The sequence below is a fragment of the Variovorax sp. J22R115 genome (assembly GCF_030317005.1).
Classification (GTDB): Bacteria; Pseudomonadota; Gammaproteobacteria; order Burkholderiales; family Burkholderiaceae_C; genus Variovorax.
The window spans coordinates 55,874-79,804 of sequence record NZ_JASZYM010000013.1 but is presented as its reverse complement, the minus strand read 5'-3'; the positions used below and the strand labels follow the sequence as shown (position 1 = coordinate 79,804).

Annotated in this window: 31 protein-coding genes; 18 read left to right on the top strand and 13 right to left on the bottom strand. The window is 64.3% G+C overall.

Annotated elements, in window-relative coordinates; all coding sequences use genetic code 11:
• Nucleotides 1–6 precede the first annotated feature (6 nt).
• The 9 genes from QTI04_RS22680 to QTI04_RS22640 all read left to right on the top strand — a co-directional run bounded on the left by QTI04_RS22680 (nt 7) and on the right by QTI04_RS22640 (nt 6,610).
• Nucleotides 7–627, top strand: a complete 621-nt coding sequence (locus tag QTI04_RS22680) for a DUF502 domain-containing protein (RefSeq protein WP_286602081.1) — start codon at nt 7–9, stop codon at nt 625–627.
• Nucleotides 628–659: 32 nt separating this feature from the next.
• Nucleotides 660–2,465 (top strand): aspartate--tRNA ligase, encoded by a 1,806-nt coding sequence (gene aspS, locus QTI04_RS22675; protein ID WP_286602080.1) that lies wholly within the window; start codon nt 660–662, stop codon nt 2,463–2,465.
• A gap of 19 nt (nt 2,466–2,484) precedes the next feature.
• Nucleotides 2,485–2,952 carry a dihydroneopterin triphosphate diphosphatase gene (gene nudB / locus QTI04_RS22670; RefSeq protein ID WP_286617662.1) on the top strand — a complete coding sequence of 156 codons (468 nt, stop codon included), beginning with the start codon at nt 2,485–2,487 and terminating at the stop codon, nt 2,950–2,952.
• Nucleotides 2,949–3,707 (top strand): endonuclease/exonuclease/phosphatase family protein, encoded by a 759-nt coding sequence (locus QTI04_RS22665; RefSeq protein WP_286602078.1) that lies wholly within the window; start codon nt 2,949–2,951, stop codon nt 3,705–3,707. The genes nudB and QTI04_RS22665 overlap by 4 nt, the downstream gene beginning before the upstream one ends.
• A gap of 70 nt (nt 3,708–3,777) precedes the next feature.
• Complete coding sequence (folE, locus tag QTI04_RS22660; RefSeq protein ID WP_286602077.1) at nt 3,778–4,509, top strand: GTP cyclohydrolase I; 732 nt, start codon at nt 3,778–3,780, stop codon at nt 4,507–4,509.
• Nucleotides 4,510–4,514: 5 nt separating this feature from the next.
• Nucleotides 4,515–4,937, top strand: a complete 423-nt coding sequence (locus QTI04_RS22655; RefSeq protein WP_286602076.1) for a BLUF domain-containing protein — start codon at nt 4,515–4,517, stop codon at nt 4,935–4,937.
• A gap of 11 nt (nt 4,938–4,948) precedes the next feature.
• Nucleotides 4,949–5,773 (top strand): DUF429 domain-containing protein, encoded by an 825-nt coding sequence (locus QTI04_RS22650; protein WP_286617661.1) that lies wholly within the window; start codon nt 4,949–4,951, stop codon nt 5,771–5,773.
• Nucleotides 5,774–5,894: 121 nt separating this feature from the next.
• A complete protein-coding gene (locus tag QTI04_RS22645; RefSeq protein ID WP_286602073.1) occupies nt 5,895–6,092 on the top strand; it encodes a CsbD family protein in 198 nt (65 codons plus the stop codon).
• Nucleotides 6,093–6,154: 62 nt separating this feature from the next.
• A complete protein-coding gene (locus QTI04_RS22640; RefSeq protein WP_286602072.1) occupies nt 6,155–6,610 on the top strand; it encodes a BON domain-containing protein in 456 nt (151 codons plus the stop codon).
• A 72-nt stretch (nt 6,611–6,682) separates the two neighbouring features.
• On the opposite strand, the gene QTI04_RS22635 is transcribed toward QTI04_RS22640, so the two are convergent.
• The 6 genes from QTI04_RS22635 to QTI04_RS22610 form a co-directional block, all read right to left on the bottom strand.
• Nucleotides 6,683–7,228, bottom strand: a complete 546-nt coding sequence (locus QTI04_RS22635; RefSeq protein WP_286602071.1) for a bacterioferritin — start codon at nt 7,226–7,228, stop codon at nt 6,683–6,685.
• Nucleotides 7,225–7,668 carry a hypothetical protein gene (locus QTI04_RS22630; RefSeq protein WP_286617660.1) on the bottom strand — a complete coding sequence of 148 codons (444 nt, stop codon included), beginning with the start codon at nt 7,666–7,668 and terminating at the stop codon, nt 7,225–7,227. The genes QTI04_RS22635 and QTI04_RS22630 overlap by 4 nt, the downstream gene beginning before the upstream one ends.
• The gene (locus QTI04_RS22625; protein ID WP_286617659.1) at nt 7,658–8,038 is read right to left on the bottom strand and encodes a hypothetical protein; all 381 of its coding nucleotides are present in this window, start codon (nt 8,036–8,038) and stop codon (nt 7,658–7,660) included. The genes QTI04_RS22630 and QTI04_RS22625 overlap by 11 nt, the downstream gene beginning before the upstream one ends.
• Before the next feature lie 69 nt (nt 8,039–8,107).
• Nucleotides 8,108–8,482: a hypothetical protein gene (locus QTI04_RS22620; RefSeq protein ID WP_286602065.1), complete on the bottom strand. Its 375-nt coding sequence runs from the start codon at nt 8,480–8,482 to the stop codon at nt 8,108–8,110.
• 58 nt (nt 8,483–8,540) lie between these two features.
• Complete coding sequence (locus QTI04_RS22615) at nt 8,541–8,705, bottom strand: DUF1328 domain-containing protein (RefSeq protein WP_286602063.1); 165 nt, start codon at nt 8,703–8,705, stop codon at nt 8,541–8,543.
• 193 nt (nt 8,706–8,898) lie between these two features.
• Nucleotides 8,899–10,239 (bottom strand): CHASE3 domain-containing protein, encoded by a 1,341-nt coding sequence (locus QTI04_RS22610; protein WP_286617658.1) that lies wholly within the window; start codon nt 10,237–10,239, stop codon nt 8,899–8,901.
• Nucleotides 10,240–10,347: 108 nt separating this feature from the next.
• Here QTI04_RS22610 and QTI04_RS22605 point away from each other — a divergent pair, with 108 nt between their 5' ends.
• Nucleotides 10,348–10,980: a response regulator transcription factor gene (locus QTI04_RS22605; RefSeq protein ID WP_028249172.1), complete on the top strand. Its 633-nt coding sequence runs from the start codon at nt 10,348–10,350 to the stop codon at nt 10,978–10,980.
• A 41-nt stretch (nt 10,981–11,021) separates the two neighbouring features.
• On the opposite strand, the gene QTI04_RS22600 is transcribed toward QTI04_RS22605, so the two are convergent.
• Nucleotides 11,022–11,423, bottom strand: a complete 402-nt coding sequence (locus QTI04_RS22600; RefSeq protein WP_286602062.1) for a response regulator — start codon at nt 11,421–11,423, stop codon at nt 11,022–11,024.
• Nucleotides 11,424–11,682: 259 nt separating this feature from the next.
• On the opposite strand from QTI04_RS22600, the gene QTI04_RS22595 reads away from it, so the two are divergent.
• Both QTI04_RS22595 and QTI04_RS22590 read left to right on the top strand, forming a co-directional pair.
• The gene (locus tag QTI04_RS22595; protein ID WP_286617657.1) at nt 11,683–11,877 is read left to right on the top strand and encodes a hypothetical protein; all 195 of its coding nucleotides are present in this window, start codon (nt 11,683–11,685) and stop codon (nt 11,875–11,877) included.
• A 6-nt stretch (nt 11,878–11,883) separates the two neighbouring features.
• A complete protein-coding gene (locus QTI04_RS22590; RefSeq protein ID WP_286617656.1) occupies nt 11,884–13,926 on the top strand; it encodes an AsmA family protein in 2,043 nt (680 codons plus the stop codon).
• On the opposite strand, the gene QTI04_RS22585 is transcribed toward QTI04_RS22590, so the two are convergent.
• The 3 genes from QTI04_RS22585 to gpmA form a co-directional block, all read right to left on the bottom strand.
• On the bottom strand, nt 13,923–14,681 hold the full coding sequence (locus tag QTI04_RS22585) for a molybdopterin-synthase adenylyltransferase MoeB (RefSeq protein WP_286602057.1): 759 nt from the start codon (nt 14,679–14,681) through the stop codon (nt 13,923–13,925). The two genes, QTI04_RS22590 and QTI04_RS22585, sit on opposite strands and share 4 nt — an antisense overlap.
• Nucleotides 14,682–14,731: 50 nt before the next feature.
• A complete protein-coding gene (locus QTI04_RS22580) occupies nt 14,732–16,174 on the bottom strand; it encodes a S41 family peptidase (protein WP_286602056.1) in 1,443 nt (480 codons plus the stop codon).
• Between the two features lie 99 nt (nt 16,175–16,273).
• Complete coding sequence (gene gpmA, locus QTI04_RS22575; protein ID WP_286617655.1) at nt 16,274–17,017, bottom strand: 2,3-diphosphoglycerate-dependent phosphoglycerate mutase; 744 nt, start codon at nt 17,015–17,017, stop codon at nt 16,274–16,276.
• 72 nt (nt 17,018–17,089) lie between these two features.
• Here gpmA and QTI04_RS22570 point away from each other — a divergent pair, with 72 nt between their 5' ends.
• The 4 genes from QTI04_RS22570 to QTI04_RS22555 all read left to right on the top strand — a co-directional run bounded on the left by QTI04_RS22570 (nt 17,090) and on the right by QTI04_RS22555 (nt 19,358).
• Nucleotides 17,090–17,497: a rhodanese-like domain-containing protein gene (locus tag QTI04_RS22570; RefSeq protein WP_286602054.1), complete on the top strand. Its 408-nt coding sequence runs from the start codon at nt 17,090–17,092 to the stop codon at nt 17,495–17,497.
• 20 nt (nt 17,498–17,517) lie between these two features.
• The gene (grxC, locus tag QTI04_RS22565) at nt 17,518–17,778 is read left to right on the top strand and encodes a glutaredoxin 3 (RefSeq protein WP_286617654.1); all 261 of its coding nucleotides are present in this window, start codon (nt 17,518–17,520) and stop codon (nt 17,776–17,778) included.
• A 94-nt stretch (nt 17,779–17,872) separates the two neighbouring features.
• Nucleotides 17,873–18,337, top strand: coding sequence for a protein-export chaperone SecB (gene secB, locus QTI04_RS22560; RefSeq protein WP_286602051.1), 465 nt, complete (start codon nt 17,873–17,875; stop codon nt 18,335–18,337).
• A gap of 19 nt (nt 18,338–18,356) precedes the next feature.
• On the top strand, nt 18,357–19,358 hold the full coding sequence (locus QTI04_RS22555) for an NAD(P)H-dependent glycerol-3-phosphate dehydrogenase (protein ID WP_286617653.1): 1,002 nt from the start codon (nt 18,357–18,359) through the stop codon (nt 19,356–19,358).
• 19 nt (nt 19,359–19,377) lie between these two features.
• On the opposite strand, the gene QTI04_RS22550 is transcribed toward QTI04_RS22555, so the two are convergent.
• Both QTI04_RS22550 and QTI04_RS22545 read right to left on the bottom strand, forming a co-directional pair.
• Nucleotides 19,378–20,175, bottom strand: coding sequence for a ScpA family protein (locus QTI04_RS22550; RefSeq protein ID WP_286569477.1), 798 nt, complete (start codon nt 20,173–20,175; stop codon nt 19,378–19,380).
• Nucleotides 20,176–20,301: 126 nt separating this feature from the next.
• Nucleotides 20,302–20,508: a DUF3460 family protein gene (locus QTI04_RS22545; protein WP_286617652.1), complete on the bottom strand. Its 207-nt coding sequence runs from the start codon at nt 20,506–20,508 to the stop codon at nt 20,302–20,304.
• 106 nt (nt 20,509–20,614) lie between these two features.
• On the opposite strand from QTI04_RS22545, the gene QTI04_RS22540 reads away from it, so the two are divergent.
• Both QTI04_RS22540 and QTI04_RS22535 read left to right on the top strand, forming a co-directional pair.
• Complete coding sequence (locus tag QTI04_RS22540) at nt 20,615–21,286, top strand: hypothetical protein (protein ID WP_286617651.1); 672 nt, start codon at nt 20,615–20,617, stop codon at nt 21,284–21,286.
• 54 nt (nt 21,287–21,340) lie between these two features.
• A complete protein-coding gene (locus QTI04_RS22535; protein WP_286617650.1) occupies nt 21,341–21,841 on the top strand; it encodes an outer membrane protein assembly factor BamE in 501 nt (166 codons plus the stop codon).
• Here the strand turns inward: QTI04_RS22535 and prpR are convergent.
• Entirely contained in the window at nt 21,838–23,760 is a 1,923-nt protein-coding gene (gene prpR / locus QTI04_RS22530; RefSeq protein WP_286602043.1) for a propionate catabolism operon regulatory protein PrpR, read from the bottom strand. The genes QTI04_RS22535 and prpR overlap by 4 nt on opposite strands.
• Nucleotides 23,761–23,931: the final 171 nt, after the last annotated feature.

Below are 23,931 nucleotides of genomic sequence, written 5' to 3'. Positions count from 1 at the left end.
CCCGCCATGCTCGCCTTGCGCAAATGGCTGCTGTCCGGCCTGCTGGTCATCGTTCCGCTGGTCATCACGCTGGGCGTGCTCAACTGGATCATCGGCACGCTGGACCAGACGCTGTGGCTGCTGCCCGAGGAGTGGCAGCACTACCTCACCGAGCACAAGGTGCGCGGGCTCGGCGTGCTGCTGACGCTCGCCATCCTGCTGTCGGTCGGTGCCATTGCCAGCAATTTCGTCGGCAAGCGACTGCTCGGCTGGGGCGATGCGGTGGTCCGCCGGATTCCGGTGGTTCGCTCGATCTACTCCAGCGTCAAGCAGGTCTCCGACACGCTTTTCTCCGAGAACGGCAACGCCTTCCGCACCGCCGTGCTGGTCCAGTGGCCGCGTGAAGGCGTCTGGACCATTGCCTTCGTGACCGGCACGCCCGGCCACGACGTCGTGACCCACCTCGGCGGCGGCGATTACCTCGGTGTTTATGTGCCGACCACGCCCAATCCGACCGGCGGCTATTTCGTGATGCTCAAGCGCAGCGACTGCATCGAACTCAAGATGAGCGTGGACGACGCGCTCAAGTACATCGTCTCGATGGGGGTTGTCGTTCCTGGCGGCCCCGCAACGATCGCGATCAAATAATCACGCGCCATCCCGGCGCCCGGAATTCATCTATGCCCATGCGTTCAATCTATTGCGGTCTCGTGACCGAAGCCCTCCTGGGCCAAACCGTCACCCTTTGCGGCTGGGTCAATCGCCGGCGCGACCATGGGGGCGTGATCTTCATCGACTTGCGCGACCGCGAGGGGTACGTCCAGGTTGTGTGCGACCCGGATCGCGCCGCGACCTTTGCGGCCGCCGAAGGCCTGCGCAACGAGTTCTGTGTTCAGGTCACCGGCCTTGTGCGCGCACGGCCGGAAGGCACGGTCAACGACAACCTCAAGAGCGGCAAGATCGAAGTGCTGTGCCACGAGATGAAGGTGCTGAATCCGTCGGTGACGCCGCCGTTCTTGCTGGACGACGACAACCTCTCGGAAACCACGCGTCTCACGCATCGCGTGCTGGATCTGCGCCGTCCCGCCATGCAGCGCAACATGATGCTGCGCTACAAGGTCACGATGGAGGCGCGCAAGTTCCTCGATGCCAACGGCTTCATCGACATCGAGACGCCGATGCTGGGCAAGTCCACGCCCGAAGGCGCGCGCGACTACCTGGTGCCGAGCCGCGTGCACGACGGCAGCTTCTTCGCGCTGCCGCAATCGCCGCAACTCTTCAAGCAACTGCTGATGGTGGCCGGCTACGACCGCTATTACCAGATCGTCAAGTGCTTCCGCGACGAAGACCTGCGCGCCGACCGCCAGCCCGAGTTCACACAGATTGACGTCGAGACCTCGTTCATGGCCGAGGAAGAGATCCGCGAGATGTTCGAAGGCATGATCCGCAAGGTCTTCCGCGCGGCTGCCGAAGTCGAGCTGCCTCCGTTTCCGGTGATGAGCTACGGCGATGCGATGTTCAAGTACGGGTCGGACAAGCCCGACCTTCGCGTCAAGCTGGAATTCACCGAACTCACCGACGTGATGCGCAATGTCGAGTTCAAGGTGTTCGCCCAGGCGGCCAGCACGCCCGGCGGCCGTGTCGTCGCGCTGCGCGTGCCTGGTGGCGGCGGCGAAGGCGGCATGTCGCGCGGCGACATCGATGCCTACACCGAGTTCGTCAAGATCTACGGCGCCAAGGGTCTGGCCTACATCAAGGTCAACGATGCAGCCCAGGGCCGTGAAGGCCTGCAGAGCCCGATCGTCAAGAACCTCAACGACGCGTCGCTGGCCGAGATCATCGCGCGCACGGGCGCCCGCAACGGCGACATCGTCTTCTTCGGCGCCGACAAGGAAAAGGTCGTCAACGACGCGATCGGCGCGCTGCGCGTGAAGATCGGCCATAGCCCCTTCGGCAAGAAGAACGGTCTCTTCGAAGACCGCTGGGCGCCGCTGTGGGTGGTCGACTTCCCGATGTTCGAGTTCGACGAGGAAGGCCAGCGCTGGTCCGCGGTGCACCATCCGTTCACTGCCCCGAAGGACGGCCATGAAGACCTCATGGACACGGCCCCCGAAAAATGCATCGCCAAGGCCTACGACATGGTGCTCAACGGCATCGAGATGGGTGGCGGCTCGGTGCGTATCCACCGCGAAGAAGTGCAGAGCAAGGTGTTCCGCGCGCTGAAGATCAGCGCCGAGGACGCGCAGAACAAGTTCGGCTTCCTTCTGGACGCGCTGCAGTACGGCGCACCCCCGCACGGCGGCATCGCGATCGGCCTCGACCGCCTGGTGATGCTGCTGAGCGGCGCCGAATCGATACGCGACGTGATCGCCTTCCCCAAGACCCAGCGCGCACAAGACTTGCTGACGCAGGCGCCGAGCCCCGTCGACGAAAAGCAGCTGCGCGAACTGCACATCAAGCTGCGCAACGTGCAACCTGCAGCGTGATCGGGCAGGGGTCGCAAGCATGAGCGGGCGCCCCTGGAAAATCCCCGAGTCGGTGCTGGTCGTGATTCACACGCCAGCGCTCGACGTGCTGCTGATCCGGCGTGCCGACGCCGAGGACTTCTGGCAGTCGGTCACCGGCAGCAAGGATGCGGCGGACGAGCCGCTGGGCCTCACCGCCGCGCGAGAGGTCCAAGAGGAAACGGGCATCCTCTGTGACGAGGGCACCGAACTCGCCGCGAAGCTCGTCGACTGGCAGCTGCAGAACGTCTACGAGATCTACCCTCGCTGGCGTGCGCGCTACGCGCCTGGCGTCACCCACAACACCGAGCACCTGTTCGGCCTGTGCGTGCCGGAACAAGTGACGCCGCGGCTGGACCCGCGCGAGCACACCGCGTGGCAGTGGCTGCCTTACCGCGATGCGGCGGACGCCTGTTTTTCCCCGTCGAACGCCGAAGCGATCCTGCTCCTGCCACAATTTGCACGATGACTTCGCCGGCGAATACCTTCCGTGTGGCCACCTACAACATCCACAAGGGTGTGCAGGGCATCGGGCCGGCGCGACGCCTCGAAATCCACAATCTCGGCCATGCCATCGAGCAGCTCGACGCGGACGTCGTGTGCCTGCAGGAGGTGCGCAAGATGAACCGCCAAGCGGCAGCCCGCTTCCGGCATTGGCCCGAATTGCCCCAGGCGGATTTCCTCGCGCCCGAGGGCTACACCGCGGTCTACGAGACGAACGCCATCACCCGGCATGGCGAGCATGGCAATGCACTGCTCACGCGCTGGCCGGTGCTGCGCAAGACCCACCAGGACATCTCGGACCATCGCTTCGAACAGCGCGGGCTCCTGCATGTGGCGATCGACCTCGACGGCACGCCTGTGCACGCCATCGTGCTCCACCTAGGCCTGATCAAGGGCAGCCGCATTCGCCAGGTCGCCCAGCTGCGCGAGTTCATCGAGCGCGAGATTCCCCCCGGGGAGCCGCTGATCGTCGCCGGCGACTTCAACGACTGGGGCGCGCGCATGCGCTACGCCATGAACGCCATGGGCATGCGCGATTCGAGCGACCTGCGCGGGCCGCGGACGCTGACCTACCCTTCGCGCCTGCCGGTCACGCAGCTCGACTTCATCTACGGCCGGCAACTGGAGCCGGTCGCATCTTCCGTGCCGCGCGGCCCGATCTGGGCCCGCATGTCCGATCACCTGCCCTTGGTGACCGACTTTTCGCTATCAAAAAAATAGCAATACGACGAGGCGGGCAGGGCGTTGTAGGGGTAATCGCCTTCCATCCATTCGCTGTTAGGATGCGCTAATGCTTAGGACCATCGACGCCGCGAGGCGCCCCGCGGAAGGGGCTGAAGACGAGGGCACGCCCGTGTCCGTGAAGATTCGCGAGCGCCTGCTCGCCGCCCGCAGGCGCTTCAATGCCAACGACAACATCGCCGAGTTCATCGAGCCCGGCGAACTCGAGCATCTGCTCGACGAAGTCGAAGTCAAGATGAAGGATGTGCTCGAAAGCCTGGTCATCGATCTCGACAACGACCACAACACCGGCAACACCGCCCGCCGCGTCGCCAAGATGTACCTCAACGAAGTGTTCAAGGGCCGCTATGTGGCTCCGCCCTCGCTCACCGAGTTTCCCAACGCCGAACATCTCAACGAACTGATGATCGTCGGCCCGATCACCGTGCGCAGCGCCTGCTCGCACCACTTCTGCCCGATCATCGGCAAGCTGTGGATCGGCGTGATGCCCAATGAGAAGACCAACGTCATCGGCCTGTCGAAGTACGCGCGGCTCGCCGAGTGGGTCATGGGCCGCCCGCAGATCCAGGAAGAAGCCGTGGTGCAACTGGCCGACCTGATCCAGGAAAAGACGCAGCCCGACGGGTTGGCCCTGGTGGTCGAGGCGGAGCACTTCTGCATGCAGTGGCGCGGCGTCAAGGAGATGGACAGCAAGATGATCAATTCGGTCATGCGCGGCGTCTTCCTGAAGGATCCGAACCTTCGCCGAGAATTCCTTTCTCTCCTTCCACGCAAGCGCTGAACATCATGCTCGTACGACTTCTCTACGCCAGCCGCGCCGTGGACACGAGCCCAGGCGCCATCGACGCCATCCTCGCGCAATCGCGATCGCACAACCCCGCCTGCGGCATCACCGGCATCCTTTGCTATGGCGCGGGCGTCTTCCTGCAGGCCATCGAAGGCGGCCGGATGGCGATCAGCGAGTTGTACGGCCACATCCAGAAGGACCCTCGGCACAAGGACGTGGTGTTGCTGCACTACGAAGAGATTTCGGAGCGCCGCTTCGGCGGATGGACCATGGGACAGGTCAACCTGTCGAAGCTCAATGCGTCGACCTTGCTCAAGTACTCGGAGCGGCCGGAACTCGATCCCTATTCCGTGTCGGGCCAGGTCTCGCTCGCGCTGCTGGAAGAGTTGATGGCGACCGCCGCCATCGTCGGTCGACACTGATCCACCTCCGGGTGCTGCTGCTCGGCTGCGATTTTTCGAGCGCGCCGACCGCGCACAAACCGATCGTGATCGCCCTCGGCACTGCCGAGTCGGGGCAGGTCACACTGTCGGCCTTCGAGTGTTTCGATTCGCTGGATGCATGGGGTCGATGGCTGGCCGCCTTACCGAAATGGGTCGGCGCGTTCGACTTTCCTTTCGGATTGCCGCGAGAACTGGTCGAACATCTGGGCTGGCCCCTGCAGTGGACAGCGCTCATCGCGCACTACGCCGGACTCGGCCGCGCGGAAATCCGCGAAACCTTCGCGGCCTTCTGCGCTGCGAGGCCCGTCGGCGGCAAGTTCGCTCACCGGGCCACGGACGGTCCCGCAGGTTCCAGCCCGTCGATGAAATGGGTCAATCCTCCCGTCGCCTTCATGCTGCACGCCGGCGTGCCACGGCTGCTCGACGCGGGGGCGATCCTGCCCGGATTGCATGAGCCCGCGCAGGGCGGTACGCGCATCGCGCTGGAAGGCTATCCCGGCCTGCTGGCGCGCGAGTTGATCGGGCGGCGCAGCTACAAGAGCGACGATCCGGCCGGGCAAACCGAAGGCCGCCGGCAAGCAAGGGTCGATCTCATCAAGGCGCTTGAGAGAGGCTCTTCCCGCCTGCAACTTCGACTTGTCGTGGACAAGGCCATGCGGGAGCGGCTGCTCGGCGACGCCAAAGGCGATTGCATCGACGCGTCACTGTGCCTGCTGCAAGCCGCCTGGGCCGCGTCGCGCAGTTCGAGCGTCGGCCACGGCTACGGTCTTCCAGCGGAAATCGACCCAATCGAAGGCTGGATCGTGACAGCCTGACTTCCCCGAGTCCTACAGCATGTCGAGCCCCTGCCGCAGGACTTAGGCGTGACGCCCTCGCTAGATTGAATGCAGTGGTTCGGGCGAACCACCACTCACCAACTTTTGCGAAGGAATCGATATGAACAAGGACCAAGTGGCAGGCCGCGTCGAAGAGGCCAAGGGAAAGGTGAAGGAAGTCGCCGGCAAGGTCACCGGTAGCGAAAAGCTTCAGACGGAAGGCGTGGTCGACCAAGCGGCCGGCAAAGTTCAGAAGACCTATGGCGACGTCAAGGAAAAGGCCAAGGACGCTATCGAGGGCGACGCCGACAAGCTGTGACTCCAGGTCTGGCTTGCGCATGAAGGTGCGCAGGCCCTTCCATCGAACGACAGGAGGTTCCCATGACTGATCTCAACCCTATCTCCAGACATTCAGGTCGTTGGCTGGCGTTGCTGCTGGCCAGTGGCGCGCTTGCACTGACCGCTTGCGGCGACAAGGGCAGCAACCAGACAGCGGGCCAGAAGGTGGATTCGGCGATTGCCAAGACCGACCAGGCGGGCGCGGATGCCAAGGCCAAGTCGGAGTCTGCCGCCGCATCGACCAAGGAAGCGGCGAAGGACGCAGGCGCCGCCGTAGCGGGCGCTGTGGACGATGCCGCCATCACAGCCGCCGTGTCGACTGGCCTCGCCAAGGATCCGGACTTGAGCGCGATCAAGATCGACGTCGACACCAAGGGTGGCACGGTGAGCCTCAGCGGCCCGGCCCCCAATGCGGCGGCCAAGGCGCGTGCGGAAGAGATCGCGAAGTCCGTGAAGGGCGTCAGCGCCGTGAAGAACAATCTGGAAGTCAAGATGTAAGTCCGCTGCCGGACTTCTTCACTCAAGAAAAAGCCCGGGGCTCCCGGGCTTTTTCATGGTTCGCTCGATGCATCAACGATCGAGCCAGTCCTTCAACTCATCGGCATGCTCTTCCTCGTCGGTGAGGATCTCTTCCAGCATGCGGCGGGTCGTCGGGTCCTTGTCTCCGATGAGGGAAATCATCTGGCGATAGGACTCCACGGCGATTCGTTCCGCCACGAGGTTGGCGCGCACCATCGCCTGCAGGCCCAGGGCCTCGTTGTAATCAGCGTGGCTGCGGTCCAGCAGTGTCTTCGGGTTGAAATCCGGCTCGCCGCCGAGTTGGACAATGCGCTCGGCAATCTTGTCCGCGTGTCCCAGTTCTTCATTGGCGTGGACGAGAAATTCCTCGGCAATCTTCGGTGAAGCTTCTCCGCTGGCCGTGAAGTAGTGGCGCCTGTAGCGCATCACGCAGACCAACTCGGTTGCGAGTGCGTCGTTGAGCAGCTTGACGATGTCGTCGCGCCAAGGTCCGTAGCTCGGCGTGACGGCGCCTTCGTCGAGGCTCTTGGATGCCGCATCGATGGCGGCCTGGTCGAGGACCAGATGTTCCGTGCGCTCTTTGACGGCAGTGTTCATAGAGGATCCTTTCGTGGGTTTGCGTTTTTCTGCATCAACGTGTTCACCAGGTCGGCCGTGTCCGATGTCTTCAGGGCGGCGGCCACCACGGCGGTGATGGACAGCAGGCGCCACGGCTTGATTAGCACCAGCAACGCGCCGACGCCGGCAGCGGCGGCCATGAGCTTTGCCGGCTCTTCGCGTGCGTAGCGCTCCAGCAGTGGACGGGCTACCTGAGCGACTGCATTGGCCGGATGTCTTCGCCACCAGCGCCGGGCGACGTTCTGCGCCACCGCGCCCCAGGCGAACTGAGCGGAGGTGCCAGGCGATCGGGGAGGGCTTTCAATCAGAGGTGGCTCATCCCGCGCGCGACGGCTCTCGCCCTGCAATTGAGAAACGAGCGCCCTGCGGGAGATCGCCAACCGCTCTTGCGGTGAAAGGCTTGTGGGCTCAGCCGCCATGGCGTTCTCCGGCGACGTGGAGCGCGCGAACGTCGGCGTCGATCTGCGCCCGGAGATCTGCGAACGCGTGGAATTCCTGAGGCCGTGACGCCACATAGGCTGACACCAGCGCGATCAAGATGGCAACCCCCGGCACCACCGCCAGAACCCAATGAAAGTTTCCATGCAGCGTGCCGAGCATCACGGCCACGCCGATCAACCCCAGTGCAAGCATGGCACTGACCGCAGCCAGGACTCCCGCGACCATTCGGGCGACCAGGCTGCGGCTGGCTTCGTGCGTCTCCTGCCGCACGAGCGCGCCGTAGTTGGCAATGTGATCGGCGATCAGTTCAGGATGCCCGAGCACCGTGGAGTAAATGGGATGAAGCATGTTGCTGCCAGGTGCTGTGGACTGGGCTCACCGGAGCCGACGAGGGGCGATCAGACCATCAGGTCGATATCAATAGTCGTCCCGACGACGGGCGGCCAATACGATCAATGCCGTGATCGCTGCGCCAGCAGCCGCGGCCACGAGCACGGAGCGGACCGGCTGGTCGGCGATGTACTTGCCAGTGACGTCGGCAGCGGCCTCGAAGCGGCGCTGGGCACGGGCGCTGGTCGTCGATGCGGCGTCCAGCCCGCGCTGCACGGCCTGCTGGACCCGAGCAGCGAGTTGCTCCACGGCAGGCTCGGCCTCGCGACGCAGGTCACGAACCTTTTCGCCTGCGGCGTTCACCGCGTTCTGCGCATAGGCACGCGTCGTGTCGATGGCGTCGTTTGCCGTCTGGCGCGCATCCTCGGCCAGTTGCGAGGGAGTCTTGGTGGTCGTATTCATGAATGGATCCTTCCAGGAGATTGAATTTGTCTGCGAGTGCCTGCTCATCGTAACGACGCTACCCGCGTCGTATCAAGCCCGCGATGAAACTGGCGAGAGCCAGGATCAGGAAGATCACGAACAGGATCTTCGCGATACCCACGGCACTGGCGGCGATGCCGCCGAATCCGAACAGCGCGGCTATCAAGGCAATGACCAGGAACACGACTGCGTAATGCAACATGTTGAACTCCTTTCGAGGATGGCCTCGTTGAGATGAATACCAGCGCGTCCGGGTTGCTGAACGGCCTGGGATCAACGTTAAGAGGGCCGTCCTTGGCGCCCTGTCAGCAGCAGGGGGCGGGGGGCGTAGGAGAGGGCCGAATCACCGCCCACCATTCGCGGCGGGCAAGAACGAAGGGGACGGGAGGCAGTGGTCAGGCCGGGCTCGACGGCAGGACTGCGCTCAACTGCGTGCCCCGGCCCGCGGACGACGAGACGGTGAGCTTGCCCTTGGCCGCCTCGACGCGATGCCGCATGCCGGCGAGGCCGTGCGTCGAAGGACGCGCGTGCTGCGTATCGAAACCCTTGCCGTTGTCGCTGACTTCCACGACGACGTGGTTGCCGTAGTTCTTCATCACGATGCTGGCCTCGGTGGCCTGTGCGTACTTGCTGATGTTGGTGAGGCTTTCCTGCACCATGCGATAGACGGTGAGTTGGTTCGACTCGTCCAGGATCACGGGTTCGAGCACCATCTCGATCTCGATGTTCGAACGCTCCGCAAACTCGCGCCCGAGGATTTCGAGCGAAGCGACGAGCCCCAGATTGGAGAGCGATGACGGCCGCAGGTCTTCGATGATGCGGCGCTTGAGGGCGATGCCGCTGTTGAGAAGCTCGTTCAGATGCTGGAGCCGCTGCGTTGCATCGGGCGAGTCGGTCAGGCGGGACTTCAGGCGCGCGACGTCAAGCTTGGCGGCGGTGAGCAGGGAGCCCAACTCGTCGTGCAGTTCGCGGGCCAGGTAGCCCCGCTCGGTTTCGCGCACCTGCTGCAGGTGGGTGGCGAGCTCGGCCAGCGTCGTTGTGCGCTCCCGCACCTCACTTTCCAGCGCATTGCGTTCCCGCTCCAACGCTTTCTGCTGCCGTTCGCCGACGGAGCGCAGTGCGTGGGTCTGTCTCAGGTAGAGGAAAAAGGCGGCGAGGCCTGCCAGCGTGACCAGGCCGATGCCGATGCGCGCGAAGCGCAAGGATTTCGCGATCTGCAGTTGTCCGCGCGTGAGTTCATCGTTCCGGATCGCGATCAGATCGTTGATCTCATTGCGAATGGATTCCATTTCCTCGCGGCCCACGTCGGTCGTGATGACGAATTTCCACGCGTCTTCGTTGCCGTCCCGGCGCAAGCGGACGCTCATCTCCATCTCGGCGAGCTTGCGTGCAACGTGCTTTGCGACCTGGTTGAGCTGCGCGAGCTCGCCGGGGCGCCCGGCGTAAAGGATCTGGAGCGCGGCCAGGTGACCGTCCACCTGCTTGACCGCCGTGTCGTAAGGTTCGCGATAGCGGGGCTCCCCTGTCAGCAAATAGCCGCGCTGGCCCGTTTCTGCATCGAGGATGTTCTGCAGTATCAGGTTGAGCACCATGCGCGCGCGCTGGGCGTCGCCGACTTCGGTGAGTGCCTGAGAGGATTGTCGATAGCCGGCTTCGTTGATGCCCACCAGCACCAGCGCTGCCAGCACGGCGAGCGTCAGGCCCAGAGCCATCTTCGGGAAAGCTAGCCAGCGCATGAGGTTTTCGAGCAATGCCTGCGGTTCAAATTCGTGAATAATCAGAGCCGACCAGGGACCGGCATGTTGCGACGCAAATGGGCCGCGATACAACGACGAAGGTAACAGATGATCAAGATCGGAATTGTGGACGACCACGCCATCGTGCGCTCCGGTTTGCGCCAGTTTTTCTCCGAGCACGTCGACCTGCGGGTGGTGGGCGAAGCCGCCAGCGGTCGCGAAGCGATCGAACTTGTTCGCACCACTGAACTCGATGTGCTGGTGATGGACCTCTCGATGCCCGGGCAAAGCGGCATCGATGCGCTTGCGATGATTCGCGCCAAGGCACCGGATGTCGGCATCCTCATCCTGAGCGGCTACCCCGAAGAGCACTACGCGATGAACCTGATTCGTCAGGGCGCGAGCGGCTATCTCAACAAGGAATGCGATCCGATCGAGATCGTCAATGCGATCCGCACCATCTCGCTGGGCCGCCGCTACATTACGCCGGCAGTGGCCGAACTCCTGGCGCGTCAGCTCGACCGCAAGGATGATGCCGCCCCGCACGAACAACTCTCCGAACGCGAGTTTCAAGTGTTTCTCAAGCTGGCGAAGGGCGAGACCGCGGGCGACATCGCCAAGACCTTGTCGCTGTCGGTCAAGACCGTGAGCACCTACCGCACGCGCCTGATGGAGAAAATGAACCTCTCCTCCAACAGCGACCTGACCTACTACGCGCTGAAGAACAAACTGATTGATTGATGCGCGCCCCCCCAGGTTGCGCGCACTTCGTGAGGAAGCTCTTAGGTTCGGGTTGAGGACTGGCGCAAGGCCGCCTGTTCGATGCAATAGTCGATGAGGCCGTCGATTTCGTTCGACTTGTCGAAGACCGCATCCACGCCAAACTGTGCACAGCGCTTGCGGATGTCGGGGGTGGCGTAGTTGCTCAGGACCACGACTTTCTGAGTCGGGCGGCGGGACATGCAGGCCTGCAAGACGCCGAGTCCGCTGCCCTGCTTGAGGAAGAGGTCGACGATCGCCAGTTCCCATTCATCGCCGTTGTCGCTGAGCCATTGGCTGGCCTCGGCTTCGGTCTCGGCAAAGCCGATGGCCGAAATACACGTGAGCTCTTCCAGAGTGCCAACGAGGTTCTCTCGGATCGTGACGTTGTCTTCGACGATGTAGGTTTTCAATCTTGGGTCCATGAGAACCGCTTGCCCCTTGGCGAGCATTCTGGCCGGCAGGCTTGCGTCCCGAAAGCTGTCGTCGCAAATGCTACTGATTATTGGCCGACATCATGCAAGGTTCCGGGGACACCGGCTGTAGGCTTGTTCTTACGACCGAATGCGAACTTCGGACGTAGGCGCGGCCCCACAGTAACTGCGGCCGGCTACCGACCCGGGGGGTAAGTCCCTGCCCCTACGCTCCTGGCACGACACCGAACACCCTTCAGAAGGTACCGAAATGAATATCGTGTGGAGCTACGTTGCCATGGGCTTGCTCACTGCTGCCGCTGCTGCGGTGGTCGCGGGAGGCGAGCCTGCCATCGCCGAACTGAGGCTGGTCGAAGCGGCAACCGCTGCTGGTGTTTCGGCCGTCGGCTTTCTCGCTGCGCCCCAAGCCGTTACGTCGATCGGCAAGACGCCAGCGATCGACTGAAGGTTCATGACCGTGGAAGCGACCGCTGCATCCTCGCTGCGTCGCTCGGTCTGGGCCAGGTCGGTCGCGGTTTTGCTGGGCTTGCTGGTCGCGTTCTTGCTTGTGATTGCGCTGTTCCCGTGGGATCTTTTTCGCGAGCCAGTCAATCGTTATGTGAGCGAAAAGACCGGGCGCAAGTTCGAGATTACCCGGCACCTGGACGTGGACATGGGGTGGCGGCTTGCCACAGTCAAGCTCGACGGAATCGAGTTTGCCAACCCTTCCTGGGCCCGAGACCCCTATCTCGTGCGAGCGGAGCGCGCTGAGTTCGACATCAGCTTCTGGCAACTGCTCTCGCGCAAGCTCGTCTTTCCCCGATTGGCACTGGATTCACCCACGCTGGGCCTGCAGATGGAGCAGGACGGACGGCGCACCTGGGCGCTGGGCAAAGACACCTCGGACGAAGCCACGGTGCCGACCATCGGCTTGCTGCAAGTCGACGACGGCTCGCTCGATTTCCTCGCCAAGCACCTCGAAATCGACCTGCATGCCGATTTCACCTTCGACACCAGCCGGGGCGACATGCCGCTGAGCTACGAAATCAAGGGCCGCTACCGTCAACAGCCGCTCACGGCCGAAGGGCGGACCGGCAACGTGCTGCAGCTCAATGCCGCAGGGCAGCCACCGTTTCCGATCGAAATCAAGCTCTCGGCCGGCCACACCCGGCTCAAGGCGGAGGGCACGGTGGCCGAACTGGCCAGTCTCGACGGTCTCGACGCGAAGTTCGACATGAGGGGCCAGAACCTCGGCAATCTCTATCCCGCGCTGGGCATCGCACTGCCTCAGACACCGCCTTACGCCCTCAGCGGCAACCTGCGCAAGCAGGCCTCCCTATGGGAAGTGCGGGGCCTCAAGGGCCGGCTGGGCCTCTCCGACATCGGCGGCGAGATGCAATTCGACAAGTCGCAGAAGGTGCCTCACCTTGGCGGGACGTTGCATTCGCGCGTGATGGACATGGACGATCTCGGTCCTCTCATCGGCCTGCCGCCGACGAGTCGTTCGGCGAATGCCATCGAAGGCGTCGCGCCGCCGCCCACCATCACGCAGGTCAAGCGCGCGCAGCGCGATCCCGGCCGCAAGGTGCTTCCCGATGCAACCCTCGACTTCGAGCGCCTGCGCGCGATGAATGCCGACGTGAAGTACACGGCGGACCGTATCCGGAACGTGCGTGAACTCCCACTGGACAAGGGCAGCGTGCAGGTAAAGCTCAAGGACGGTGTCCTGACGCTGGACCCACTCGACCTCGGCATTGCCAGCGGCAGCGTGGTCGGCGCGATCCGCATCGATGCCACGCAGAATCCAGCAGATATTCGCGCATCGCTCGACGTCCGCGCCATGCAACTCAACCGGCTGATCCCGAAGGTCGAGACCTTGAAGACCAGCTTCGGCAAGCTCGACGGGCGAATCAATCTGTCGGGGCGCGGCAACTCTGTGGCGAGCTGGCTCGGCGGCGCCTCGGGCGACGTGGCGGCCATCACCGGCCGCGGGCAGTTCAGCAATCTGCTGCTGGAGTTCATGGGGCTCGATGGCGGTGAGATCATCAAGTTCCTGCTGGAAGGCGACCACAACGTGACGCTGCGTTGCGCCGCCGTGGCATTCGACGTCGAGAAGGGCGTGATGAACGGTCGCAGCCTGGTTTTCGACACGTCCGATACGGTGTTCAACGCCACCGGCCAGATCAACTTGGCGAACGAGTCGATGGACATCGTCGTGCGGCAGCAGCCCAAGGACGTGAGCATCCTGGCGTTGCGTACACCGCTGATCGTTCGCGGCACCTTTGCGTCACCCAAGGCCGGCGTAGAGGCCGGTCCGTTGGCGACACGCGGCGCCGCGGCTGTGGCGCTGGGTTTGATCAACCCTCTGCTTGCATTGGCCGCGACCATTGAAACCGGCCCGGGCCAGGATGCCGACTGCCAGGAGGTGCTGGCCGAGGCGAAGCAACCGAGTTCGCGCGCCGCGGCCGCGGGTGCGGCCAAGGCCAAGAGGCAATCTTCGGCGACCGGTGGCTAGCCGACCGGGCGATGCCCGCAGACGCTGCAGGCGGGATCGCGCGCGACGCGCAGGGTGTCGAATGCGGTGCGTCGACCGTCGAACATCAGCAGGCTTCCCGCGAGCGAGGGACTGATGCCCGCGAGCAACTTCAACGCCTCGCTGGCCTGCAAGGTTCCGATGGTGCCGACGACGGGAGCGAACACGCCGAGTACCGCGCAACGGGTTTCCTCGAAATCCGCGTCGGGCGGGAATAGGCAGGCATAGCAGGGCGAAGCCGGGTCGCGGGTGTCATAGACGCTCAACTGCCCATCGAAGCGAATGGCCGCGCCGGCCACCAGCGGCTTGCCATGCGTCACGCAAGCGCGGTTCACTGCATGGCGCGTGGCGAAGTTGTCACTGCAATCGATCACCACATCCGCCGCGGCGACCATCCGGGCAAGGAGGTCGTCGTCGGCACGCAGTCTGTGGGTTTCGATCGAGATGTCGGGATTGATGGCGCGCATCGCCTCTGCAGCCGAGTCGACCTTGGCCATTCCCACGCGCGCCGTGGTGTGCGCAACCTGGCGCTGCAGATTGGTCAGGTCGAGTTCGTCGTCATCGACCAGGGCGATGTGGCCAACCCCGGCCGCTGCCAGATACAGCACGACCGGCGACCCCAGACCCCCGACTCCGATCACCAGCGCATGAGCCGCGCTGACGCGTGCCTGGCCGTCGATGCCGAATTCCTCGAGCAGGATGTGGCGCGAGTAGCGCAGGAGGTCTTGGTCTTCCATGCGCCGCGCGGATCGCAGGGTGTTGGCTCACTCACGGGAGCCACCCAGGATCAGTTTTCTTTCTTTTCTTCCTTGTTGTCCACGATCACTTGCGTCTTGCTGACGAGCACGGGCTGGCCTTTGAGGCGGTTGAACGCCTGCATCAGCGGGAAGTCCTGCGGCGTGCCGAATTCAGGCACCTTTCGGTCCTGCGGCGGCTTCTTGGCTTCTTCCTCGAGGCGCTTGCGAGCCTCGTCGCGTGCCTTTTCGCGTTCAGGGTCCTTGTTTTCCGGGCCCTGGCCGCTGGCGAGATGCTTCTCGAGGTCGGCTTCGCGCATGCGCAGCGCGGCGAAGGGGCTGCCTTCGGCGCTTTCGTCGACCAGCACGTTCGGAACGATCCCCTTGGCCTGGATCGAAGTGCCGCTGGGCGTGTAGTAGCGCGCCGTCGTGATCTTGAGGCCGGTATCCGGACCGAGCGGGCGCACGGTTTGCACCGAACCCTTGCCGAAGGTCTGGCTGCCCATCACGGTCGCGCGCTTGTGGTCCTGCAACGCGCCGGCGACGATTTCGCTGGCAGAGGCGGAGCCTTCATTGACGAGCACCACCAGCGGCACGGTCTTGAGCGCAGCCGGCAGGCCACGCAGCGGGTCGCTGCCGGCACGGCGCTGGTAGAACTCCGGCGCCGCCTTGTAGACAGACTTGCTCTCGGCCAACTGGCCATCGGTCGAGACCACGGTGACGTTTTCCGGCAGGAATGCAGCGGAGATCGCCACGGCGGCGTCGAGCAGGCCGCCCGGATCGTTACGCAGGTCGAGCACCAGACCCTTCAAGTTGGGTTCCTGCTTGTAGAGCTCCTCGACCTTCTTGACGAAGTCATCGACAGTGCGTTCCTGGAACTGCGACAGGCGAATCCAGCCGTAGCCCGGCTCCATGATCTTGCCGCGAACCGATTGCGTGCGGATTTCCTCGCGCGTGATGGTCACGGGGAAGGTGCGGTTCTCATCCTTGCGGTAGATCGTGAGCAGCACCTTGGTATTGGCTTCGCCGCGCATGCGCTTGACGGCTTCATTGAGCGTCAGGCCGCGCACGGCGGTGTCGTCGATCTTGGTGATCAGGTCGTTCGGCTTGAGGCCGGCACGGAAGGCCGGGGAACCCTCGATCGGGGAGACCACCTTGATCAGGCCGTCTTCCTGCGAGATCTCGATGCCCACGCCGACGAAGCGTCCGGTGGTGCCTTCGCGAAATTCCTTGAACGACTTCTTGTCGAAGTACTGCGAGTGCGGATCGAGGCCGGCCACCATGCCGGAGATGGCATCGGAAATCAGCTTTTTCTCGTCGACCGGTTCGACGTAGTCGCTCTTGACCATGCCAAAAACCGCAGCAAGCTGCTGCAGTTCTTCGAGCGGCAGGGGAGCCAGAGAGCCTCGTGCAACAGTTTGCAACGAGACGGTGGTGAGCGCGCCGGCAAAGGCGCCCGCGGCAACCCAGCCGGTGATCTTCAATTTCTGGCCCATGTGTAAGTGTCCTTGTCGCCTGTCAATCCAATATACAGGGCTTGGAAGCAAGTTGTCTGCCGTGGTTCCGCGAATCCGCAGACGAAGGTCAGACTTTCGTTAACCCTTGCCTTGTGCAGCCACCGCGGCTGCGGCTTTCTCGGCCGCGTCCGCATCGCCGAGGTAGTAGTGGCGCAACGGCTTGAGGTCGTCGTCCAGTTCGTAGACCAGCGGAATCCCGTTGGGTATGTTGAGACCCACGATCGCATCGTCGGAGATGCCGTCGAGGTATTTCACGAGGGCGCGGATCGAATTGCCGTGCGCCGCGACCACCAGGCGGCGCCCGGCGCGGATGGCGGGCGCCATGGATTCGTTCCAGAAAGGCAAGACGCGTGCCACTGTGTCCTTGAGGCACTCGGTCAACGGCACCTGCTCGGGCGCCAGCTTGGCGTAGCGCACGTCGCTGCGTTCGCTGCGCGGGTCGTTGGCTTCCAGCGGCGGCGGTGGCGTGTTGTAGCTGCGGCGCCAGACCAGAACCTGGTCATCGCCGTATTTCTTGGCGGTCTCGGCCTTGTTGAGGCCCTGCAGCCCGCCGTAATGGCGTTCGTTCAGGCGCCAGGAATGCACCACCGGCAGCCAGGTGCGGTCGAGTTCGTCGAGCGTGTGCCAGAGGGTTCGGGTGGCGCGCTTCAGCACGCTGGTATAGGCGACGTCGAAGTCGTAACCCTCGGCCTTCAGGAGTCGGCCAGCCTGCTTGGCCTGTTCGATACCGGTCGACGTCAGGTCGACATCGGTCCAGCCGGTGAAGCGGTTTTCGAGATTCCAGGTCGATTCGCCGTGGCGGATCAGTACCAGTTTGTGCATGGGAGAGGCCTTTGGGAACGCGTGCGTAAACCCGACATTCTAAAATCCGAGGTTTGCCACTCAAGGAATACCGTGAAATTCATCATCGACAACTGGATGCTGATCCTGATTGCACTCAGCTCCGGCGGCATGCTGGCATGGCCGATGGTGCGCGGCGCAAACGCCGGATCGCTCACGGCGCAGGGCGCGGTGCAACTCATCAACCGCGAGCGCGCGGTGGTGGTCGATGTGCGCGAACCCGAGGAGTTTGCCTCAGGCCACGTCACCGGAGCGAAGAACGTGCCGCTCAACCAGCTCGAGCAAAAGCTTGCCGCCACGGTCAAGAACAAGTCGTTGCCCCTGTTGCTTGTATGTGCCACCGGCGCGCGTGCCCAGCGCGCCGTGGCGACCGCCAAGAAGCTGGGGTACGAACAAGCCCAAGCCGTCGCCGGCGGACTCAAGTCCTGGAAAGACGCTAACCTGCCGGTTGAAAAGGCCTGAACTTCCCCGAGATACCCCTGATGCAAGCTGTCAAGATGTACACCACCGCCGTCTGCCCTTACTGCATTCGCGCGAAGCAAATCCTCAAGTCCAAGGGCGTGGAGCAGATCGAAGAGATCCGCATCGACAGCGACCCGCAGGCGCGTGCCACGATGATGGACATCACCCAGCGGCGCACCGTGCCGCAGATCTTCATCGGCGACACCCACGTCGGCGGTTGCGATGACCTGATTGCGCTGGACGGACGCGGCGGGCTGGTGCCGCTGCTGCAGAGCGCCTGACTTCCTTTCGTCGGGCGATAATCCCCGGCTACCTCCAGAAGCCCGCTCTGGGATATCCCCGGGCGGGCATTGTTTTGACACTCGAAAGTTCAGCATGGCCGACCAGCAAGCCCAAGATCCCGTGTTCCAGATCCAGCGCGTCTACCTGAAAGACCTGTCGCTCGAACAGCCGAATTCCCCGGCCATCCTGCTCGAGCAGGAACAGCCCACCGTCGATATCCAGCTCGGCGTCGACGCCCAGCCCGTGACCGACGGCATCTTCGAGATCACCGTGTCGGCCACCGTGCAGACCAAGATCCAGGACAAGACGGTGTTCCTGGTCGAGGCCAAGCAAGCCGGCATCTTCGAGATCCGCAACCTGCCCGAAGACCAGATGGGCCCGATCCTCGGCATCGCCTGCCCGCAGATCGTCTACCCCTACCTGCGCGGCAACGTGGCTGACGTGATTCAGCGCGGCGGCTTCCCGCCGGTGCACCTGGCCGAAATCAACTTCCAGGCGATGTTCGAGCAGCAGCAGGCGCAAGCCGCGGCGCAGACCTCGCCGATCATCACGCAGTAATCCGCCAGCGCACGCACCGATGAGAATCTGCGTGCTCGGCGCCGGTGCATGGGGCACGGCGCTGGCGGTCAATGCGGCGGCCCGGCACACGGTCACCCTGTGGGGCCGTGACGCGGCCCAGATCCAAGCCATGTCGGCAGCGCGTGAAAACGCGCGCTACCTGCCCGGCGTCGCGCTTCCTCCCTCGCTGGATCTCCTGGCAGGCGATGCGCTCGCCGCGGTGGCACACGCCGATCTCGTGATCGTCGCGACGCCGATGGCTGCCTTGCGGGAGCAACTCGGCAAGCTGCGCGACGTGGCCTGCCCGGTTGCCTGGCTGTCCAAAGGGGTCGAGCCTGCCATTGCCGATTCGGGCGAGGAAGGCCTGCTGGCTCACGAAATCCAGGCGCGCGTTGCGCCACGGCTGCTCGCCGGCGTGCTGAGTGGGCCGAGCTTCGCACTGGAAGTCGCGCAGGGCCGGCCGACGGCGCTGGTCGCGGCGAGTTCGCATGTTTCGGTGCGCGAAGCGTTGGTCGGTGCCTTACATGGCCCCGCACTGCGCGTCTACGCCAACGAAGACATCGTCGGCGTGGAGATCGGTGGCGCGGTCAAGAACGTCCTGGCCATCGCGACCGGCCTCGCGGACGGGCTGTCCCTCGGTCTCAACGCGCGTGCTGCGCTGATCACGCGCGGCCTCGCTGAAATGACGCGCTTCGGCGCAGCGCTCGGCGCGCGGCCCGACACCTTCATGGGCCTGTCCGGTTTGGGCGACCTCGTCCTCACAGCGACGGGGGACCTCTCCCGCAACCGCAAGGTCGGTTTGCTGCTGGCCCAGGGCCTCACGCTGGAGCAGGCGGTGAACTCGCTGGGCCACGTGGCCGAAGGCGTCTATTGCGCTCGCACGGTCGTGCAGCGCGCGCGGCATCTGGGCGTCGAGATGCCCATTGCGTCGAGCGTCGTGGCGCTGCTCGATGGGCGCGTGCGGCCAGCGGAAGCAGTCGCGGAGCTGATGGGCCGCGAGCCCGGCGTCGAATCCGCCTGAAGCGGCTCCGGCGTGGGGCTCAGGCCGGCGAGTAGGCCAGCCGCACGTAGATCGGCGCGAACGCCTCGGCCTGGGTGATGTCGATCAGCGTCTCTTTCGCCAGTTCGAGCATCGCGATGAACGTGACGATCAGCACCGGCGTGCCCCGCGTCACGTCGAAGAGCTTTTCGAACTCCACGAACTGGCGCCCCTGCAGGTGGCGCAGCACGATGCTCATGTGCTCGCGCACGCTGAGTTCCTCGCGCGAGATCTTGTGGTGCTGCACGAGCTTGGCGCGCTTCATGATGTCGGCCCATGCTTCGCGCAGGTCGACCACGTTCACATCCGGAAAACGCGGCTTGAGCGATTGCTCGATGTAGACCTGCGCCTTCCAGAAGTCGCGACCAGCCTGGGGCATGGCGCTCAGCGATGCGGCCTGCAGCTTGGTCTGTTCGTATTCGAGCAGGCGGCGGACCAGTTCGGCGCGCGGGTCCTCGGCTTCCTCGCCTTCGGCCGTCTTCTTGGGCGGCAGCAGCATGCGCGACTTGATCTCGATCAGCATCGCGGCCATCAGCAGGTATTCGGCCGCGAGCTCGAGGTTGGTCTGGCGGATCTCGTCGACGTAGCTGAGGTACTGCCGCGTCAGTCCTGCCATCGGGATGTCGAGGATGTTGAAGTTCTGCTTGCGGATCAGGTAGAGGAGCAGGTCCAGCGGGCCTTCGAAGGCCTCCAGGAACACCTGTAGCGCTTCGGGCGGGATGTACAGGTCGTTCGGCAGCGCGAACAACGGCTCGCCGTAGAGCCGGGCGAGCGCGACCTGGTCGATCACGTCGGGCATGCCGGTGACCAGGGCCACGCTGTCGTCGGCGATGACCTCGTCCTGCGTGGAACGGCTGCTGTCGCCCGTCGCGGCGCCATCGCCCTGGCGGCGGCTGCCGGAGCCCGGTACGGCCCGAATGGTCACTTACTTGACGCGGGTCTGGTAGACGTAGGGCTGCTGCGGCACCTTGGCCTCGCTGTACTCGGTCAGCAGGCTGCGATCGAGGTGCTTGTCCCACAGGAGCGCACGGCCGGCGCGCTGTTCGGCCTCCAGCGTCGGCTTCTTCTCCTTCATCTGTTCGATGAAGTGGGTGATTTCGGACGTGTAGTGGGGGCGGGCGAAGATGGACATGGCAGTAAGAACCTTTGGCGGGGATTTTACCCGGTGGAATCCGCCTTGAAGCGGCTGTCGGCATGCGCTAGCGTGGCGGCTCCCAACCATCCGAAGGAGACTGCTCATGAAGCGCCGACACTCGATGTACTTCGTTGCCACCGCCGCCACGGCCGTGCTGCTGGTCGCCTGCAACACCACGGGGCCTGCGACGTCACAGAACAAGACGGGCTTCTTCGTCACCAGCGCGAACCCCGGCAAGGGCGCCGACTTCGGCGGGCTGGCGGGGGCCGATCGCTATTGCCAGAGCCTGGCCGCGAGCGTTGGCGCGGGCGGCCGTACCTGGCGCGCCTACCTAAGCTCCAACGCTGCGGGCGCCAGCCCGGCAGTGAATGCCCGTGACCGTGTCGGCACCGGCCCCTGGTACAACGTCAAGGGCCAGTTGATCGCGAGCAACGTCGACGAACTGCACGGCACGAACAACCTCACCAAGCAGACCGCACTGACCGAAAAAGGCGACATCGTCAGCGGCCGCGGCGATCCGGTGAACCAGCACGACATCCTGACTGGCTCGTCGCCCGATGGCCGCGCCATCGCCGACGGCAAGGACAACACCTGCGGCAATTGGACCAAGAGCGGCGACGGCTCGGCCATCGTGGGCCACCACGACCGCATCGGCCTGAACGAGAGCCCCCCGATGAAGTCGTGGAACTCGTCGCATCCCACCCAGGGCTGCAGCCTGGATGCGCTGAAGAAGACGGGCGGCGGCGGCCTGCTGTTCTGCTTCGCGCAGAACTGAGGCCCGCCGGGAGGCGGACTTAGACTCGGCGCCACTCATTGACAAGGAGGCGCCATGGCGCGATCGAGAACCCGTTGGCGCCTGGCGACTGCGCTTCTGAGCACTGTCTTCTGGCTTGCGGCCTGCGACATGAAACGCATCAGCGAATTGGAGGAGGGGGTGTCCACGGAGGCCGACGTGCGTGCGCGCTTCGGCCAACCCGAGAACATCTGGGATTCGCCTCAGGGGCGGGTGTTCGAATACAACCGCCAGCCCCAGGGCCAGAAGAACTACATGATCACCATCGGCTCCGACGGCAAGATGAGCGCCTTGCGCCAGGTGCTCACGCCCGAGAACTTCGACAAGGTGCGGCCCGGCATGCCCATGGAAGACTTGCGCAAGCTGCTGGGCAAGCCCGCGAAGCGCACGCCCTATCCCCTCAAGAACCAGACCGACTGGGAATGGCGCTGGGTCCAGCCGCCGAACTCGCCCATGGTCTTTACGGCCACCCTCAACGACGACCAGCGCGTGGTGAGCGCGGGGTCGTCGCCTGATCGCAGCACCGAGGCGAACTAGGACCTGTCGGGCTGGAGCTCGAACTCGCGCAGCCAGCGCCACAAGGTCGAGCGGCTGACACCCAGCTTCTTCGCGGCGCGCTGGCGATTGCCATCGGCGAGTCGCACGGCTTCCAGCACGCGCTCCCGCAATGGCTGCGTTCCCGGAAGATGCCGCTCGAACAGTTCGGGGCAGTCGTGCCGCAACTCGTCGTAGCGGATGTCTTCGAGGCGGTCGAACTGCAGGAGGAACACCGCGACTCGTTCGCTGATGTTTTCCAGTTCGCGCACGTTGCCGGGCCAGTCGCAGGCGATGAACTGCGGCAGCAACGGTGCCAACGCGGCATCGGCATCGATGCGCGAGCCCAGTCGATGGAGGCAACGCCGCACGTGGGCCCGGGCGAGTTCGGCGATGTCATCGCCGCGTTCGCGCAGCGGCGGCAGCGACAGGCGCAGGGTGTTGATGCGGTAGTAGAGGTCCTGTCGGAAGCGCCGCGCGGCAATCATCTCTTCGAGCGGCTGGTGGGTGGCTGCGATCACGCGCACGTCCACCGGAATAGGCGCCGTGGCGCCAAGGCGCGTGATCTCCCGTTCCTGCAGCACCCGCAGCAGGCGCGTCTGCAGCGACAGCGGCATGTCGCCGATCTCGTCCAGGAACAGCGTGCCCGTGTGGGCGGTCTCGAAGAGCCCGCGCTTGCCGCCGCGGCGTGAGCCGGTGAAGGCGCCTTCCTCGTAGCCGAACAGTTCGCTCTCCAGCAGCGTCTCGGGAAAGGACGCGCAATTGACCGCGACGAAAGGCCGGTCGGCGCGTGCGCTGTCGTTGTGGATTGCCTGCGCGAAGAGTTCCTTGCCGACACCGCTCTCCCCGGCGATCAACACGCCGAGGTCGGTCTTTGCGAAGCGGCGCGCCGTGTTGACGGCGCGAACGAACGCCGGACTCTGTCCGACGAGGCTGGCGAAGCCGTGCTTCGCCGCGTTCTGATGGCGGCGTTGCTGCATGCGCAGGCTGGTATCGGCCTCCTGGATCTTGCGGGCGTCGTACAGCGTGATGGCCGCGCCCACGATCTCGCCATGCTCCCGGATCGGGGTGCGATTGGCAATCCAGTCGCGCCGGGCATAGCGCTGCACCGCTGCGCGCTCCTCGGTGCCCGTGTCCAGCGTGGGCTGGAGCGACAACTCGGGCTCCACGAGATCGAGGCGCTGTCCCAGCAGCGGCCGATGCGGCGTGCCCAGCAGCTGCTGCATCGGCGGATTGACCGCGATGATGCAGTTGTCGCGGTTCACGGCCAGCACGGCTTCCTGCAGGTTGTGCAGCACGCCGTTGAGCTGCTCGTAGCGGCCTGCCTCGAGTCGGGCCACGCGCGCCAGCTCGATAGCATCCTCGAAGCCTTTGCGGATGCTTGCCAGCGAGTAGGCCAGGAGCCCGTGCAACCCGGCTTCCTCGGCCAGTTCGACCACCAGGCTCGATCCGACGATGACCTCGAAACCGTCCCGGCGCAGCATCTCGAATTGCTGGCGCGCGTCGTCCGGCGTCTGGTAGGCGTACTGCGTGATCTCGATGTTGAGCAGGTCCTTCACCGCATCCAGTTCGGGGATGGTCTGGCCGTACATCACCACCCCTACGCGGCTCGAAATGCGCCGGGCCTTGATGAGCGCCTGCAGCAGGTCGAAGCCGCCGAGCTGGATGGTGGCCACGGGCGCTTCGAGGCCGGCCCGCAGGATGCTGGCGTTCGAGCCGGCGCTGACGAAGGCGTCGACCGTTCCGCGCGCGATGCGATCGCGCGCGATCTCCAGCGCGCCGCCGAAGGTGCCGTCCACCACTTCGATGTCGGCGCGGCCGACATATTCGGCGACCACCGGCATGGCGAATTCGCGGATCTGCCGGTAGCTGAGAAAGCAGAGCCGGGGCAGGCGTGTCCGCTGAAAGGAATGGGTCGCCATGGAAAGGATGCGTCTCGGTGAAACGTATGAGTGTTCCATAGATGTCGCATGGAACAAAATCCAGAAGGCAATCTTCGGAAAAAGTCTTTCAAATCAATGAGTTGCGAGACAGCGATGCTTTGGCACGGTGCATGCAACACGTAGAGCGAACACGTTTTACGGAGACATCGC